The organism is Moorena sp. SIO3E8 (genome assembly GCF_010692445.1).
GTDB lineage: Bacteria > Cyanobacteriota > Cyanobacteriia > Cyanobacteriales > Coleofasciculaceae > Moorena > Moorena bouillonii.
The window spans coordinates 29,504-47,054 of the sequence record NZ_JAAHHM010000024.1 but is presented as its reverse complement, the minus strand read 5'-3'; the positions used below and the strand labels follow the sequence as shown (position 1 = coordinate 47,054).

Here is a 17,551-nt window from a genome sequence, read left to right as displayed (position 1 = left end):
AATTGATTCGTGTTTGATAAAATCAAGGCTATAACAAATTTAAGTTTAAATGACCATGGATAGAAAAGACAGGTTACCGCTTCTAGGAGTAGGGTTTACTATTAGCTTAATCATAATGGGTTGTAATCCCTCTGATGATGCGTTAGAAAAATCTCGTTATCAACCCTTGAATATAGCTGAAATCAAAGGTAAGAGAATAGGAGATGATCCGAAAGCGATCGCATTAGACTTATTTGGTAACAAAGAAACGGTCGAGAGTGAGTTTACTGAAGAAATAAAGGTGATTGAGCAGCAAGCTTTTGAGAAAATCGTGATTCTAACCCAGATGAATCTACCTGATGACAAAATTAGGGGCAAGCGTTATCGACTTGAGTTTCAATTCGATCAATCTACCGGTAAATGGAATTTAAAAGAAGCAGGTCGTCAACAGTCCTGTTATAAAAGTGAGAAACCTAAAGATTGGACAATTGAGCCTTGTCCCTAGCTAAACTTGTCGATAGCGTTTATCGTATTTATGAGGTAAGCTATCAGCTATCAGCTATCAGCTATCAGCTATCAGCTATCAGCTATCAGCTATCAGCTATCAGCTATCAGCTATCAGCTATCAGCCATCAGCCATCAGCCCTACTAGATTCAACATTTCTGGGGAATAACCTATCACTAACCTATAATTGTACTAAGTTACTGCTATGTCAATCAGCACCGAAGCTATCAAGCAAGACCTGGATATACTTACTGCTGAACAACTTCAGCAAGTCGCTGATTTTATTGCATTTCTTAAGTTTCAAGATAAACGTCGTCGGATTGTCCTAGATCCTGCTCAGTTAAAAGCCCTTGCTCATGAGTTTGCTGAGGAAGACCGCGCTCTTGCTGAAGTGGGAATGAGCGATTATGCGGCAAGTCTTGATCAAGAAGATAAGCTATGACCAATAAATATCAGCGTGGCGATATCTGGGTAGCTAATCTCAATCCAAGTCAAGGTTCTGAGCAAGCAGGTATTCGTCCTGTCATTATTTTTCAAAATGACATTGTTTCCCAGTTCTCTACAACAATTATTGCAATTCCTTTAACGACAAATCAACGCCGCGCTTCGTTACCAATTTGTGTTCAGATTGCACAAGGAGAGGGTGGATTAGCTCAAGATTCTGTTGCACTGTGTTTCCAAATGCGAGTGCTTGACAAAAGTCGTTTAATTCAAAAACTGGGGCACCTTAGTCCTAAAACAGTTGCTCAATTGGAAGAAGTGGTTTTGCTAACACTTGGATATGAGCTATAAATCCTGCTTTCCATAAGATAATCCACCTATACAAAAGTGCGATCGCGTAGCGTGGCCTACGGCCAATCACTAATTTTCTAGGGTATGTTAATTAAGTAACGCACCTATCCTCAAAAATATCACAAGTCAGTGATCATCTGTAACTCCTGAACTCCTGCAAGCGCACTACACATTCAGAGGTTTGACATTCCTAAACTCCGAAACTTAGTCATAGCTGACTTCTGACTTCTGACTTTTGACTTCTGACTTCTGACTTCTGACTTCTGACTTCTGACTTCTGACTTCCGACTTCCCACTTCAAACTTCGGACTTTTACTATGATTATCGACGACCAATATTACGACTTTATTATTATCGGCACAGGGGCTGGCGGCGGAACCTTAGCCTATAAACTTGCGCCAACAGGAAAGAAAATTCTGATCCTAGAACGAGGCGATTTTATGCCTCTAGAAGAGCAAAATCGCAGTAATGTCGATATTTTTAAGCGAGAACGCTATCACGCTCCTGAAATTTGGTATGACACTGCTGGAGAACCCTTTTTCCCCCAAATGAATTACGCTATCGGTGGCAATACTAAAATCTATGGTGCAGCATTGCTACGACTGCGGGAGCGGGATTTTGAGAAAGTGCAACATCAAGAAGGAGTGTCGCCGGAGTGGTGTTTGAAATATTCCGACTTTGAACCCTACTACACTGAAGCAGAACAGCTTTATAAGGTTCACGGTCAGGCAACCAGCGATCCCACCGAGCCATTTCATAGTCAAGACTATCCCTTTGAAGCAATCCCCCAAGAGCCTCAAATTGCGGAAATTTACAATGCGATCGCTCAGCAAGGTCTGCATCCATCTTACCTACCGTTAGGACTGACGCGCCAAGACGACGACCCAACCAATGATTCCGAGGTCAGCGGAATTGTGCCAGCGTTGAAACATCCGAACGTAACCTTAAAAACCAATGCGAAGGTGGTCTGTTTGCACACTAACCCCTCAGGTTTAGCAGTTAAAGGGGTCGAAGCCGAAATTGCCGGACAATCCTACTTGTTTATGGGGGAGATTGTCGTAGTTGCTTGTGGTGCCGTAAATTCAGCAGCCTTGCTATTACACTCTGCCAATGATCGACACCCCCAAGGACTTGCTAACAGTTCGGGGCAAGTGGGACGGAATTTGATGAAAAGCCTAATGACTGCTGTAGTGCAACTGAGCACTAAGCCTAATTCAGGTGCTTTTCAAAGAAGTATTTATCTCAATGATTTTTATTGGGGTGATTCCGATTTTCCTTACCCAATGGGTCACATTCAAAATACCGGTGGATTGCTCACAGATATTATTTTTGCTGAAGCACCACCACTGTTATCAGTTCTGGCAAAATTTATGCCAGGATTTGGACTAAAGCAGTTAGCTACTCGTTCCATTGGCTGGTGGGTGCAGACGGAGGATTTGCCCGATCCCAATAATCGAGTACGAATTGATGGAAACAAGTTGTATATTGACTACACTCCCAATAATATCGAAGCCCACGATCGCCTAGTTTATCGCTTGACTGAAGTGCTAAAAACCATTGAAAAACGGCTGGATAGTTTTCAGAGCGGTAAAATATATCCTCGTGGGGAAGTACCGATTCAAGTAATGGCAAATCAGTGTGGCACCTGCCGTTTTGGGGACGATCCTGCTACTACTGTGCTCGATCGCAACTGCCGCACTCATGATGTGGAAAATCTTTACGTAGTCGATGGCAGTTTCTTTCCATCCAATGCTAGTGTCAGCCCAGCTTTAACCATTATTGCTAATGCTCTGCGGGTGGGCGATCATCTGATTGAACAGTTTGGGTAAGGATGTAGGGGAGCATGTCACTTTTGAAATTAGGTACATAGATCCCCCCTAACCCCCCTTAAAAAAGGGGGGAATTAGATTCAAAAGTCCCCCTTATTAAGGGGGATTTAGGGCTGAAGTTCCCCTTTGACAAAACGGCACAACCTATGCAGGATAAGGGATTAGAGATTTTCGGGAAGTTACTTACTGGGTACAAACAGGGAAACATTAAGCAAATCCAAAGCTTTTTGTTGGACTTGTGTGGGTTGAGTAACCTTGGAAAAAGTTAGAGAATTTCCCTCTAATTTAGCAGTAATAGTGTTGAGAGTAATTGTCCCCAGATCGGCCATCAAAGTTGAAAAGCTATGTACGGGTAAGTTCTCTGATGTCTTCTTCCTACGAGCTTTGGATAAGGGACTTCCAGAAAATAAACTATCCATTCTCAATAATGAGAATTAATGGAATTGGAGGAGGAAGACGATCCCTTGCTCGCCGTTTTTGTGGTAAAATGGATTATGATTAAATTTTTTGACTGACAGATGTTGATAGAGTTAACTGATTCCCTTAAAAATTTGTTGGTCTTAACTGCCCTTGAATTGAAAGGTGCAGCCAAGCGCAAATTTATGGCACAAACAGTTTTGGAACGTTGGATTAGGGGGACAGTCGCTGGCTGAAAGAGAATTAGGGTGGAATCGAGGGACTATCCGCAAAGGAATGAACGAGTTAAAAAATGGGATTACTTGCTGTGATAACCATTCAGCTAAAGGAAGGAAAAAAGCCGAAGACCATTTACCAAATCTTTTAGAAGATATCAAAAAGTTAGTTGATTCTCAAAGCCAAACTGACCCAAGTTTTAAAAGTCAGAGACTTTATACACGCTTAACTGCTGCCCAAGTCCGAAAACAACTAATTGATAAATTGGGTTACTGTGATCAAGAATTACCAACGGTCGAAACGATTCGTATTAAGCTAAATAATTTAGGATATCGTCTCAAGCGGGTCGCCAAAGTTTTACCTCAAAAAAAATTCCAGAAACCGAGGCAATCTTCGAGCAATTAGCAATAGTTAATCAGGAGGCTGATCAAGACCCTAGCATTTTACGTTTAAGTTTAGATGCCAAAGCTATCATAAATATTGGTTTATTTGACCGAGGTGGTAAAACTAGAATTGCGGTTGAAACTAGCGATGCAGCGCGGTCTTGGGGGTTTCCCCCATGAGCGACTGCATCAAGACAATGACCATGATTTTAATCCAAAAACAACTCTAACACCTTACGGTATATTCCTTCCAGAGCTTGATGACCTATTTTTGGACTTCACAGAGTCAAAAATTACCAGTGACTTTATAGTTGATGTATTAGAGGATTTTTGGCAGTCTAAAAAGTCTCATTTTGAGCAAATAAAAACACTGGTGATTAATCAAGATAATGGACCGGAGAATAATTCTCGGCGTACCCAATTCATGAAACGTATAGTTGAATTTTCCCAGAAATATCAACTTAATATACGTTTAGCGTATTACCCCCCTTATCCTAGTAAATATAATCCCATTGAAAGAACTTGGGCGGTGCTAGAAAACCATTGGAATGGTAGCATTTTAGATGAAGTTGAGACTGCCTTAAAATTTGCCGAAACTATGACCTGGAAGGGAAAAACTCCAATTGTTAAGTTAGTTACTCAAACTTATGAGACAGGAGTTAAGCTTACAAAAAAAGCTAGGGAAAAAATTGAAAAAAAAATCAAACGTCTTACCAATTATACAGATAAAGACTTGCCAAATTTAGGGAAGTGGTTTATTGATATCTGTTGTGGCACAAGCTAGTTGTCCAATAATTAAAATCATCTCAAAAACCTAGAAATAAATTTAGTCTAATATTTGTCATCACTGTACGATCAGAAGTCTAGAAATTTTGGCGGCGTATTTTAGGAGAGAAAGGGGTGGCTGACGCCCACCCTTTCTCTGGCTCTATAATAATGATTATTTTTTTCAAAAAAGAGATTTCTTGAGTTGTCTTTGGATGATTTATTCTTTGGAAGTCCCTAAAGCCTTTTTTGAACGTTTGACAGGAGTTACTCCATCCCAATCCATAGGAGTGTCATCCTCATCCTCAAACAAAATCGGCCCTAAAGCTTGTTTCATGTGCCATTCCACATAATAAGCCAGCATACAAAGAAAAACGTGAGATTTAACTCGGCTTTCAAGGTGATGATAAATTGGACGGACTTTTAAATCCACAGTCTTATAAGAGCGAAAAGCTTGTTCCACTTGAGAGAGACTTTTATAAGCTTTTACAGTATTTGGAGCATCTAAAACTTCTGCCTCTACAGATGTACGAATCACATACAATCCATCCTTAGCTGCGGCAACTTTGAGTTCTTGTGACTTGCGAGAGTAGGAAAAGCTATTGTCACCGATTTCCAGATTAAATAATTTCCCGAGCAGATACTTATTAATTACCTTTCCGACTCGGATGCCAATTTGGTCAGCCCCTTTTAGGGGTCTTTTATTTCTTTGAGTAGCCCGGACAATTTTTTCTAATTCTTCTTCTGTTTTCTGTAAGAGTTTTTCTCGTTTTTGGGCGCTTTGTTCGGCGGTTATTGGGTTGCGACAAGCGATTAATCTTTCCCTAGGTGCGCTTTCCGTAGGCGAATTAAATTCGCCACGGGTCGCACCTCTGGATAATCTCCCGATTCGACCTCGACTAAATTTTGTTCATCAAAGAGTCCCAGTTGAATGACTTTTTGTTCGGCTAATTTTTTAATTTGAGGCGCTGTTAAAGCGGTAATCCAGTCTAGGTCTTCGTAAGAAGAGAACTCTTTGTCTATTCTGGTCTGAGTAATCATTCCTCTATCTCCGACCCAGATGATTTTTGAGATTCCAAAGCGATGACGGACTTTTTCTATCTGTTTTCCCAAGGTCGTCGTATCGGATTTATTCCCTTCAAAAACTTCTACCGCTATCGGACATCCTTCTCGATTACAAAGTAGACCAAAAACAATTTGTAGCTTTCCTCTCTTTTTGTCTCGACTATAGCCATAGTTAGCCAGAGGACAGGATTTTCCTTTCGGCAAAGCCGTTCGCGTAGCGTGGCCTACGGCCTCCGCTTCGCGAACAAAATAGGTAGAACTGACATCATAAAGAACTAACGCTCCCTCTTCTCAATGCTTTTTAGCCAGTTCATTTTCAATATTAGCTTGTCTAACTAGCCGCCAATCCAAGGCTTCATATAAGTCATCTTCATCTGTTGATTCAAGTCCGAGTAGCTGACTCATTGATGTTGAACAAGTTTGAACATTAAATCCCCTCGCCGTTGCCAATTTTGAACGGGGCTCAATAATTCTTGCTACGAGCATTGCTATGATTAAAGAGCGATTTCGAGAGGCTTTTGAATCTATCAGTTCTGGCACTCCTAATTTCTGAAGAGTTCCTAATACCGCAGATACATGACCATGAGGTAAGCTCCTTTGAATCTCAAAAGCCTGCTTGAAGTTTTCAACAGCGACTCCTCCTTTGAGAACAATACGTAAATTTTCGATGACATCATCAGGTAATTTAGACAGAGAACGCTAGGGTGCGTTTACGAACTTTATTTCCCTCTCGGTATGATTCCCTGAGAAGGACAGCAGGTGGTGAATTTCGATTGGGAACTCGTTCTATATACATGACTACATTATAGCCGAAGTTACCCAACTTTAAATCTTAATAAAATTGGAAAATTACATGGGCACACAAGGGTCAGGCTAAATAAAGCTTATCCCTGATGGGGATAGCCTTTCCGTGACCTTGTAGTACAAATGTACAGGGGAACTTCAGTTAGGGGGATCTGAATCAGGGCTTAAGCAGGTGCACAAAATTAATTACCTATTTTTGGCCTAATAATTTATAATTATATAAAATCACTAAAAATGGGTATTTATATGAGAGTCATTAGAGAATTAAATACCGAAACTAAAAAACTGTTGGAAAGAATGAGTTGGCAAAGTAAATATCCTCAAGTTAGAGACAGAGCTAAATGTATATTGTTGAGTTATCAAAAGTTTTCTATCAATGAATTAACGTTGCTATTTGGAGTCACTCGAAAAACTATATATAACTGGTTAACTAGATGGGAAGATCAAAAAATAATAGGAATATACAATCAAAAAGGTAGGGGCAGAAAACCTAAATTAAATAAGGAGCAAAGGAAACAAGTAAAGGAGTGGGTAAACTCTGAACCAAAAAGCCTGAATAAAGTTAAAAATAAAATCAATAAAGAGTGGAAAATCGAGGTGAGTAAGGAAACTATAAAAAGAACCATAAAAAAGTTAAATATGAAATGGAAAAGAATGAAGAGAGGAACGAGTAAAACCCCTGATGAATGGGAGCTAGACGTAAAAATTCCCAGACTAAAAGAGCTAAAATATCAAGCTATAAAAGGAGAAATTGAATTAAGATATTTAGATGAAAGTGGATTCTCTTTGAAGCCAGATATTCCTTATGCATGGCAAGAAAAGTTAAAAATAATAACTCTTAATAGTTCCCAAAGCAAAAGAATTAATGTTCTCGGATTAATGGGATGTGAAAATCAATTAGATTACGAAATCCATCAGGGTTCAATTGACAGTGAAATTGTGATTAATTTTTTAGATAAGTTTAGTAAAAATTTATCTAAACTCACTGTAGTAGTAATGGATCAAGCTTCAATACACACGAGCAATAAAATCCTCGAAAAACTAGAGGAATGGAAAGGAAAAAATTTAGATATATTTTGCACTTATTCTCCCAAGTACAACTTAATTAAAATTTTCTGGAAATTTATTAAGTATGAGTGGATTGAAGTTGATGCTTACGAAAACTGGAAAAGCTTTATCAAATATCTCAAAAAAGTGCTTGAAAATTTTGGTCAAGAATATGTAATTAATTTTGTTTAGGTGCTTAACAAAACTGACATGCACCCGCATGTAGGGTGCTTCAGGGGCGGGCTTGCCCTCATTTTCACAGTCGCCAGTGTTTGGAGAGCCCGCCCCTGAAGCACCACCTTTAGAGGATATCTGAAAAGTTTTTTGATACTGAATTTTGCCCCCCTAGCCCCCCAACTTTGGGGGGAACAAGAGTCAATTTGCTTCTAAAAGTCCCCCAAAATTGGGGGACCCACGGGGGCTTGGATGTGGCAAATGGGACTTCTCAGACAACCTCTTAGACTCTACGTCAATATCTAAGACTCGATACTGTTGTTTGATACTTCAAAGACTCTTAGCTCGATTATTGCTTCTGGAGTCTTTATCAACAGACTGAAAAATCTGAAGCTTTTGTGGCTGTTAAGGCAATTATACCAGATAAACCGACGACTTTCAGGAAACTTCCCGCAGAATCACTGATTAGGGATTAACACCTAACCTACTAGAATAGTAACATAACTTTTAAAAAAAGAATATATCTCGGATTAGGGTATATGCGATCGCACGGAATTCCACACCAGCCCTAATCCTTATTTTATCCGTAATTTCCTCAGTAAATCATAACAACAATGAGCGACTTTATACCTCCTCATGGCAGGAAAAATACTGAGCAAATAATCTCCGAAATATTATTCAAATATAAAGAGTAGACTGATATAGATAATATTAAAAATTTTTGGAATAATGTTATCGACAAGCGTCAAGTAATAAAAGACAAAGCTAAAATTTTTAACTGAATTTATGGTAAATAGGGAATAAATTATGATTTTTAGTTTCAACTTAATCAATAGCTCTATAAGCTAAACATTATCATACTGATATAGTAGTATCAAATATTTTTAGGATAAGAATTATTAATTCGATTGCTTAAGTTACTAGTGGGTTAGTTATTTATTTTTTTTTAGTGTTTATACCTGGGGGGGCGACATGAGAGCTAAAAAGTAGACTGTATAAGCTTCATAGCTCTCATACCTCGTAAATAATTATCGAGCTTATGACGACTTAAACGCATCAAAGCATAAACTAATTCCCAACATTTATCCATAAAATTAATCCATTTATGAGCATACATTCCAATATAAAAATTACTATGTTTTTTAGTTAATCGCCCATACTCTTTGACTCTAGCTACATAGTCCTGAACTCCTTGTCTTGATGCAGTCGCTCATGGGGGGAACCCCCAAGACCGCGCTGCATCGCTTTTATTAATTATTTCTCCTTTAATTGTAGCAATAAAGTAAGCAAAAGAGATTATAATAAGTAAAGATATAAAGCGTTTCCCGACAACATTACTGCCTTCCCTATTATATCCACCGCTTTTATAATCTCGGAACATTTCCTCAATATCAAAACGTTGTCTTGATGCAGTCGCTCATGGGGGAAACCCCATGAGCGACTGCACCAAGACAAGATTCAGCAATTTTTTCGAGTTTAACATTCTTGATATCTTGGACAATAATTACTACAAGGTAAAAAAACAATAATTGAGATTCGGAAAGGAGATTTTTTAGATGTTTTTGATATAATTCTGGTAGCATTTTGAATTGATAGGTCGTCTTGACAATTTCTGACCTATCTTTTTTTACCATAATTCGCTCAATTTAAGATATATCAAGGGTTACAGGGCGCTTGTCGCCCCCCCAGTGTTTATACTCAAGCTAATTGAATAAAATTTTGGCAAATTATAAAAAAAATAATGAATTAGCACTATGTCAGAATTGAACCAACCTCTTACAAAAACAGACTTCACTAACACTTGCTGGGAAGATGTAGTGAAAAGCAGCGAAAGTAAGGATTGTATCACCTATTGTATTGGTTTTCATGAAAAAGCCAAGGAGGCGCAAGAATCAGGAAATTTCAGAGAACAAGCTGTTTTTGAAATTCTGGCAGCCGTGACTATGTCTCCAATTAATCCAAAATCAAACGAAGAGTTGTTTGCTGATAGGTTTAAAAATCTTACAGAAGAGCAGCTAAATTTTCTTGCTGAAATCGCACCTGAAAAATTAGATCCTGAACTTCAAGCGCGAGTAGCAGATATTCTTTGGGTCATACGACGTGACTATCCAATGGCTCAGTTGTCAATTACCGCTTACTTAAAATCAGCAACTACCTTAAAAAGCTCTAAGAATTGGCATCATTATTTGGAGAGAATAGAACGAGCATTTCGGCTCGAACGCCAATTTAAAAATAAGAAAAAAGTTGTTTTTGAACATCTAGAAGCAGTTCTTGAATGCTATGAAGGGGAAGACTATTTGTGGCCATCTAGACAATTAATGGAGCTATTGCAGGAACATAAATGTGGAGAACCAGTCAAATATGCAGCCCTTGCTGAAAAAGCAGCAACTTTAGCAGAATCAATTTATAATTGGGAAATAGCAAGAAGATTCTGGAGTATTAAAGCAGTATGGCATCGTATGGATAAAGACTACAGCAAAGAGCGTGCTGCTTCAATGTCAGCCGCTGAGACTTATGTCAAGGACGCCGACTCTGCTCTTGAAAGAACTCCACCAAGCTACATGGTCGCATCACAGTTTTTACAACAAGCTGTTAAAGCCTTTAGAAGCATTCGAGGAACAAAGGAAGAAACTGTGGATGCTAAAGCAAAAGCCAATGAACTTCACAAGCGGCTTCTTCAGTACCAAGAAAAAAGTCGCAACGAGATGATGACCATTTCTCATAAAATGGATATTAGCAAGGTCGTAGAGGAAGCCAGAAATTGGGTTAGGGACAAAAAACTTCAAGAGGCACTCTTCGCTTTGGCTCGTTTGGGTGCTCCAACTCATGTCTCTAAATTGAAACAACAAGTACAGCAGGACGCTCATAAGTCTTTAGGATCTCATCTTGTCCCTATTAAAAAAATAAATGAAATGGGCAAAACTGTTGCGAGTCAACCATATTCTGTTCTCTCCAGTGATCCTGAAGAAGCGGAGGCTGCAACCAATTTTTATATGTGCCAGAAAGCCATTCAAGATTATAATCTACAAGCTCAAGCATATATTGAACCTGCTAGATATCAGATTAATTTAGAGCATTGTGTTCGACTAGACGATATTCTCTTCATCGTTTCCAATAGTCCATTTATTCCACCTAAGCGTGAATACCTGTTTGCAAAGGGGCTGTATGCTGGACTTACTGGAGACTTTTTCACATCTACCCACATCCTAATTCCCCAAATTGAAAACTCTATCCGTTATATCCTGCGCCAAAGAGGCATCATTACTTCTGGGTTGGACGACAACGGTATTCAGGATGAATTTAGTTTGAGCAAGAGTCTTGCTCATTCAGAGATAACCTCTATTTTTGAGGAAAATACGCTATTTGACTTGAAATGTTTACTGGTTGAACATGCTGGTAGTAACTTAAGAAATCATATGGCTCATGGTTTGATTTGCGATGCTGAGTTTAGGAGTCCATTGATGTCATATCTCTGGTGCCTTACATTGAGGCTTTGTTGCTTGCCTATCTTGATACATCAGCAGCAAGTTGAGCAATCAAACACAAGTACTGATGCAATCTAACATTAGTGCGTTCGCGTAGCGTGGCCTACGGCCAATCGCTAATTTTGTAGGGTGTGTTGGGAGCATGTCAAATTTCCATGACAAATGTACTCAAATAACTCATGACCGCTACTGAACCACCAAAAAAGTTTAACCAATCACTGCACCCGACCGTAAGCTAGACAATTTATTATTAAAATTGCTGATTTCTCATAACACCAAAAAATAATCCTATCTCTTGCCTCTTGCCTCTTGCCTCTTGCCTCTTGCCTATTACCTGGGGGGGCGACGATATGGCTTGAAACGATTGATACATAAAGAGTGTAACGATTTGTGATCTAAAAAGATAGGTCTCAAATTGTCAATAAGACCTATCTGTTGCAAATGTTGCCATTATTATAAGTAGTCGGACAAAAGTTTTTGGGTCTGTATAAAGTTTTGTAAAGATTGCCAAAACGCTTGTGGTATAAAAATTAGCCTTTATTTTACATTTATTAACACAGCGAAGTTTAATTATGTCCGACTACTTATCAAAACCATCTAAAATTTGAACTAAAGGATCGTAATTTTATTTTAGTAAATATTGTAGTCATTCTTCTACAATCGATCAAAAGAGAAAGCCATTGAAAAGTTAGCCAATGCTTTACCTCTTGGAATAAAGTTTGAAAGTATAAGAAAAAGACTACAGCGCTTCTTGATGCAGTCGCTCATGGGGGAAACCCCACTCGCGCTTTGCATCAAGACAAAGAAAGATTTCAGGATTTGTCCCAAAAGAACCCTGGTTTATTCTAACCAATCTAAACTCTTTATATTTGGCAATTTCCGCTTATAAAAAACGCTTTAATATTGAACAAATGTTTAGAGATTTCAAAAGCGATGCAGCGCCTTCATGCGGGGGTTTCCCCCGGAGAGGAAACCTTAGATAGGGTCGCCTTTATAGTTAGCAGGTTATGCAGAAAAGGGTTAAATACTTTTGAATAAGGCTCCACTATCTTACGGTAACTTCAAACCACTCGCGCTTTGCATCAAGACCAGGTGGCTATAACGCGCGAAGACACTAATGTTTCAGGAGATCGGTTAATTACCCTAATTTTAGTGATAACAATAGCTTATACTTCTGCTACTCTTAACGGACAAGAAATAAAACGCAAAGGAGTTCAGGAATATGTCGGTAGAGTAAAAGAATCTGGTCGTTTACAACGACGACACAGCGGTGCGACCCAAGGGCGATTTACTCGCCCTAGGAGGCGCGCACCGTCTAGTTTTTATATAGGCTTACATGCTCAAGCTTGGGTGAAATTTAGCCATGAACTAATTAATTTAATCCAAAAATTAATGAAGCTTAATCGTAATAAGCGATGCAGCGCCTTCATGCGGGGGTTTCCCCCGGAGAGGAAACCTTAGATAGGGTCGCCTTTATAGTTAGCAGGTTATGCAGAAAAGGGTTAAATACTTTTGAATAAGGCTCCACTATCTTACGGTAACTTCAAACCACTCGCGCTTTGCATCAAGACAACAGAAGTATTATTTACGAGGAATGAGAGCTAGATCGCTTGCCCTGTCTACTTTATAAGTATTTTCGTCACCCCCCCAGAACTATACGTCAAAATCTAAGACTTGATCCCAGTTAACTTGGTACTATAATTAACATAAGTCTCAAAAAAGAATATATCCTGGACTAGGCTATAATACGATGGGATCCTATGGAATTCCACACCAGCCCTAACCCTTGTATTATCAGTAATATCCTCAGTAAATCATAACAACAATGAGCGACTTGATCCCTCCTCAGGGTAGGAAAACTACTGAACAAATAATTTCCGAAATCTTAGTCAACTATCAAGAGTATCATGATCGAGATAATATTCAACATTTTTGTAAGGATGTTATCGAGAAGCGTCAAGGCATAAAAGACAAAACCAAAACCCTTAGTGATATCAACAATGCGTTAGATACTATCGACTTGATTGATAGTTATCATCAAAGCTTAATCAGTGCTCAAGAACAAGGTAAATCAAAAGTAAATTGGCTTGAATCTACCCTTGAAGAAATCACCGATAGAGAAAGTGTGATAAAAAGAGGTGAAATTGTTCAAGAGATTCAAGAAGCCTTAGTTTTAGCCAATAATCAGCAATTAGCGTCATTGTCTGGTGAACCAACGGGCGTATATACTCCTCTCAAGGAAATTGAAGTTGAAGGCATCAACAAGCCTAGAGTTATGGAACAACAAGTATTAGATGATATTCAGAACAACTCCATGCTATCTTCAATTTCCATGGCCCAGCAGTTTGATACACTTTTAGACCCTTTAAATCTAGATTATTTTAATAATTTTTCCTTTCTGGACGTTGCTGATAATTATTTAAATCAATACCTTGGGCCCTTAGATAATACCTTCAAACAACTAGTTACCTTAGGCACAGTAGTTGCTAAAGAAGAGGGTCACTTAGGCATACTTGATGAAGTAGATATAGCCCAAATTGCTGCCATGATTGATATGGGACTGACGCTTCCCCAAATCGGCTATAAACTTGGCAAAGGCGAGATTACACTGATTGAGGCTGTAGAAGATTTATATGATAGAGAAGTTGCAGCTACCTGTACCTTAGTGAGTCTAAACACCAAGGCTGTCGGTTGGTTATCCGGTACAAGTATCGGAGCTACTGTTGGAACTGTATTTGGACCAATTGGCACAGCAGTTGGAGGAATGCTAGGAAGCGTTACAGGTAAAATTGCTGGAAAAAACATTGGTCAACCTATTGCCACTGGTATCAAAAAAGTAGCCAATTTTGGTAAAAAAGCAGTAACCAAAACAGTAAAAAAAGCCTGGGCAGGAGCAAAATCTTTTGGGCGAGCTTTTACTAAAAGTAAATTAAATCCATTGAATTGGTAGCCCTTGACAGCAAAATTAAATTATTAAAATTAAATTATTGAGGTGGATAAAGATGGCAAAGACAATTAAGTTTAGTCTTATTTTGGATAATATTCCAGTCAGAGATTTAGATGGTGTTAGGGAAAATTTTAATATCGATGATATCTTGAGATATTACAAAAGTGGTCTATTGCAAAAGTGGCTTGCTGTTAGGGGATTTACAGATACCTTATCAAAAATAAAGGATATCTCAGCCGAAAGTGACCTAGAGATTAGCAAGGAACTAGTGAAAATTTTCGATATGGAAATTGAAGCAACTAAACTAGAGGAATCCTTGTATAGTATCCAATTCCATGAAGAATTCCAGAACAAGGTAAATAATTATGCTAAGAACAATTTTAATCGCAAAGCCATTATTAAGGATTATCACCAGGGTTACTATAGAGTATTGACAGGGATGTTGGAGGATCCCGATAATATTGCGTTGATTAAAAGTAGTGTAGCACAAATTGCTAAAAACTATTTCTGGATATTTAAGTTTCACTTACCAGGCTTGTATGATGAATTTTTTGACAAAGTCCCCTTATCTCTTTTTGTATCATTCATGAATCCCACTTTGAGAAGATTAGTGTTAGGGTCTGACATGATGGCTGAAAGAATAGAAAATTTGACAAATAAAATTAATCCTAATACAGCCAAAATGTTATCTGAAGGATTTTTAAAACATCCTGATATACTTAGTCTAAAACCTATTCAGCATAAAGCAGACACTAATCGTAGGTGGCAGAAACTTGTTACTCCAGAAAAAAAGTGTTTAATTTTGGATTTAACTGAGAGTGATGATGTGATGGTATCTCATTCAGAACCAAGTTTGAGGTCCGATCAATTTAAAAAAGAAGATGCTGTGGGAAAAATCATGAATGGTTTAATGTTTTATTCTGATAGTTCTAATGATTATGTGGAATACATGATATTTCCTTCCGAACAAAATTTGGTACTTTCAGAAAAAGAATTTGCAATTCATAAAATGTTTTATTTAGTCAGGAATCATCTAAAAATATTTAAAGGTGAGACAAAAGAGTTTTGGAAAGATATTGAACCCAAGGGTAAGCGTTTTATGATTTTAGGTATGAACGATGGAAATTATGTAAGAAACTCTGGTAAACATGGTGAAGAGTTATCAGCCGATGATGTTAATGGTAAATTTGTCATTCTAGATGGGATAGATTACAAGAGTAGAAATCCTGACCATGTAATTGGTTATTTGGAAGTTTGAGATTATATAGCATTTCTCATGTTAGCTGTCAGCTGTCAACTGTCAGCAGTCAGCTTGTGAGTGATAGCTGACTGAATGCTTACCTTTCTTCCCCACTCCCCATTCCCGATTCCCGATTCCCGATTCCCGATTCCCGATTCCCGATTCCCGATTCCCGATTAACAATTATCATGAACAATACAATTCATAAACTTTCTTCCTATGTTGATTCCTTAAGACCAATCATTTATATCAACGATTTTGATTTCCATTCTACTGATTTGCTGATTAAGGAGATTGCTACAACAGCTGACGTTTATGAATATAATGATGCTGGTGGTCATGTTGATTTTGAGACCAAAAATTCTAAGTCTAACTTTGACTTAGAAACGTTTTTGTCAGCTTTTGATAATAATGAAAGTGGGGATAGTTTTCTGGTACTCAAGGATATTCACTTTTATTTAGATAATCCCAAAGTCATTGCTCTGCTCAAATCAATTGCCCTCAAGACCCTATACAAGGATAATTTTTATACCACTAGTTTTATTGTTTCTAGTCAATTAATCATTCCGGCTGAACTTGATAAATTTATTACGGTCTTTGAAGTCCCTATTCCCAATCTTAATCAAATTAGAGGAATAATTAAACAATTTTTGCAGGATTTACAATTTGATATGACTGACAATGTCATTGAAGAATTATCCTTATCCTTTAAAGGATTAAGTAAATTTGAAATTATCCAGATCTTAAACCTAGCCTATCAACAGGGTGGCTGTATAGACAAAAATGATAAGCACCTAATCATCCAAGAAAAAAAACAAATTATCAAAAAATCTGGCACCCTTGAAATTAAGAATTTCAAAGAAACACTAGATGACGTTGGAGGGCTTGATAATCTCAAGTCCTGGCTGACTAGAAAAGCTAATATATTTAAAAATCTCGACCAAGCTATCAAATTTGGAGTGGATATACCTAAAGGTATTATGCTAATTGGGATGCCTGGGTGTGGCAAAAGTTTAGTCGCCAAAGCTACTTCTCATCTGTTTGAAGTTCCTCTACTGCGGCTAGATATTGGTAAACTACTTGGTAAGTATGTGGGAGAGAGTGAAGAAAACTTAAGTCGGGCAATTAAAATAGCTGAGGCGGTTAGTCCTTGTATTTTATGGATAGATGAAATTGAAAAAGCCTTTGCTGGCATTGGCGAAACTGGAGGCGGAAGTGATATCACCACCAGATTATTTGGTAATATTTTAACTTGGATTCAAGAGAAAGAAAACACTGTCTTCATTGTGGCTACCTCTAATGATATTGCCAAACTTCCGGCTGAATTTCTCAGAAAAGGAAGATTTGATGAACTGTTCTTTGTAGATTTTCCTAATGGGGATGAGCGCAAAAAAATATTTGAAATCCATCTAAAAAGGAGAAATAAATGGAATAGGATGATTGATATAATTAGCTTGCTAAAAGAAACCGATGGTTATAGTGGTGCTGACATTGAAGCTGTTGTTAAAGAAACCATAGAAAATGTTTTCCTTGATCCAGAAAAAGATACAGTGACAACAGATGATTTGCTTGCTGTTATTAAAACCACCAAATGTCTTTCAGAATCCCTCAAAGATAAAATAGATAAAATCAGAAAGTCTTTATCTAAGATGAATGTCAAGCCAGCAAGTGAGATTAAGAAAGTAAAGCCAGGAAGTAAAAAAAAATAATCCCTGATTACCTATATAGCGCTACGCGCAAGTCAGAAGTTAGAAGTTAGAAGTCAGAAGTCAAAAGTAAGCTAGAACTAGGTTTGCTGAGTTTAGGAATGTCCTAATCTAAATCCGTAGTGCTATATAATCATAAATGAATTGTGGTAATTTTTGTTCCCTATTGCCTATTGCTAGCATGCCTACTCCTTACT

At 38.0% G+C, this 17,551-nt stretch carries 13 protein-coding genes and 3 pseudogenes; 11 read left to right on the top strand and 5 right to left on the bottom strand.

Annotation, left to right across the window (positions count from 1 at the left end; translation table 11 throughout):
* The first annotated feature begins 55 nt into the window (after positions 1-55).
* The 4 genes from F6K46_RS13215 (at position 56) to F6K46_RS13200 (ending at position 3,105) form a co-directional block, all read left to right on the top strand.
* Entirely contained in the window at positions 56-484 is a 429-nt protein-coding gene (locus F6K46_RS13215) for a hypothetical protein (protein WP_293068630.1), read from the top strand.
* Between the two features lie 205 nt (positions 485-689).
* Positions 690-926 (top strand): hypothetical protein, encoded by a 237-nt coding sequence (locus F6K46_RS13210; protein ID WP_293038235.1) that lies wholly within the window; start codon positions 690-692, stop codon positions 924-926.
* Complete coding sequence (locus F6K46_RS13205) at positions 923-1,276, top strand: type II toxin-antitoxin system PemK/MazF family toxin (protein WP_293059745.1); 354 nt, start codon at positions 923-925, stop codon at positions 1,274-1,276. The genes F6K46_RS13210 and F6K46_RS13205 overlap by 4 nt, the downstream gene beginning before the upstream one ends.
* A gap of 317 nt (positions 1,277-1,593) precedes the next feature.
* Complete coding sequence (locus F6K46_RS13200; RefSeq protein WP_293059749.1) at positions 1,594-3,105, top strand: GMC family oxidoreductase; 1,512 nt, start codon at positions 1,594-1,596, stop codon at positions 3,103-3,105.
* 179 nt (positions 3,106-3,284) lie between these two features.
* Here the strand turns inward: F6K46_RS13200 and F6K46_RS13195 are convergent, their stop codons facing one another.
* The gene (locus tag F6K46_RS13195; protein WP_293059752.1) at positions 3,285-3,524 is read right to left on the bottom strand and encodes a hypothetical protein; all 240 of its coding nucleotides are present in this window, start codon (positions 3,522-3,524) and stop codon (positions 3,285-3,287) included.
* A 105-nt stretch (positions 3,525-3,629) separates the two neighbouring features.
* Here F6K46_RS13195 and F6K46_RS13190 point away from each other — a divergent pair.
* Positions 3,630-4,905: pseudogene (locus tag F6K46_RS13190) on the top strand (ISAzo13 family transposase).
* 201 nt (positions 4,906-5,106) lie between these two features.
* Here the strand turns inward: F6K46_RS13190 and F6K46_RS40125 are convergent.
* From F6K46_RS40125 to F6K46_RS13175, 3 genes are all read right to left on the bottom strand, one after another.
* Positions 5,107-5,424: a hypothetical protein gene (locus tag F6K46_RS40125; protein WP_366510724.1), complete on the bottom strand. Its 318-nt coding sequence runs from the start codon at positions 5,422-5,424 to the stop codon at positions 5,107-5,109.
* A 275-nt stretch (positions 5,425-5,699) separates the two neighbouring features.
* Complete coding sequence (locus F6K46_RS13180; RefSeq protein WP_293059754.1) at positions 5,700-6,155, bottom strand: transposase; 456 nt, start codon at positions 6,153-6,155, stop codon at positions 5,700-5,702.
* An 87-nt stretch (positions 6,156-6,242) separates the two neighbouring features.
* Complete coding sequence (locus F6K46_RS13175; RefSeq protein WP_293059757.1) at positions 6,243-6,491, bottom strand: hypothetical protein; 249 nt, start codon at positions 6,489-6,491, stop codon at positions 6,243-6,245.
* Positions 6,492-7,001: 510 nt separating this feature from the next.
* On the opposite strand from F6K46_RS13175, the gene F6K46_RS13170 reads away from it, so the two are divergent.
* Complete coding sequence (locus F6K46_RS13170) at positions 7,002-7,994, top strand: IS630 family transposase (RefSeq protein ID WP_293059838.1); 993 nt, start codon at positions 7,002-7,004, stop codon at positions 7,992-7,994.
* A gap of 935 nt (positions 7,995-8,929) precedes the next feature.
* On the opposite strand, the pseudogene F6K46_RS13165 reads toward F6K46_RS13170, so the two are convergent.
* Positions 8,930-9,498 (bottom strand): annotated as a pseudogene (locus F6K46_RS13165) (hypothetical protein); the annotation flags it as partial.
* 232 nt (positions 9,499-9,730) lie between these two features.
* On the opposite strand from F6K46_RS13165, the gene F6K46_RS13160 reads away from it, so the two are divergent.
* The 5 genes and pseudogenes from F6K46_RS13160 (at position 9,731) to F6K46_RS13140 (ending at position 17,357) form a co-directional block, all read left to right on the top strand.
* Positions 9,731-11,539: a DUF4209 domain-containing protein gene (locus F6K46_RS13160; RefSeq protein ID WP_293059761.1), complete on the top strand. Its 1,809-nt coding sequence runs from the start codon at positions 9,731-9,733 to the stop codon at positions 11,537-11,539.
* A gap of 1,029 nt (positions 11,540-12,568) precedes the next feature.
* Positions 12,569-12,922 (top strand): annotated as a pseudogene (locus F6K46_RS13155) (hypothetical protein); the annotation flags it as partial.
* Positions 12,923-13,286: 364 nt separating this feature from the next.
* Positions 13,287-14,411, top strand: coding sequence for a hypothetical protein (locus F6K46_RS13150; RefSeq protein ID WP_293059764.1), 1,125 nt, complete (start codon positions 13,287-13,289; stop codon positions 14,409-14,411).
* Between the two features lie 52 nt (positions 14,412-14,463).
* Entirely contained in the window at positions 14,464-15,666 is a 1,203-nt protein-coding gene (locus F6K46_RS13145) for a hypothetical protein (protein WP_293059767.1), read from the top strand.
* A gap of 170 nt (positions 15,667-15,836) precedes the next feature.
* Positions 15,837-17,357, top strand: a complete 1,521-nt coding sequence (locus F6K46_RS13140) for an AAA family ATPase (RefSeq protein ID WP_293059770.1) — start codon at positions 15,837-15,839, stop codon at positions 17,355-17,357.
* Positions 17,358-17,551 lie beyond the last annotated feature (194 nt).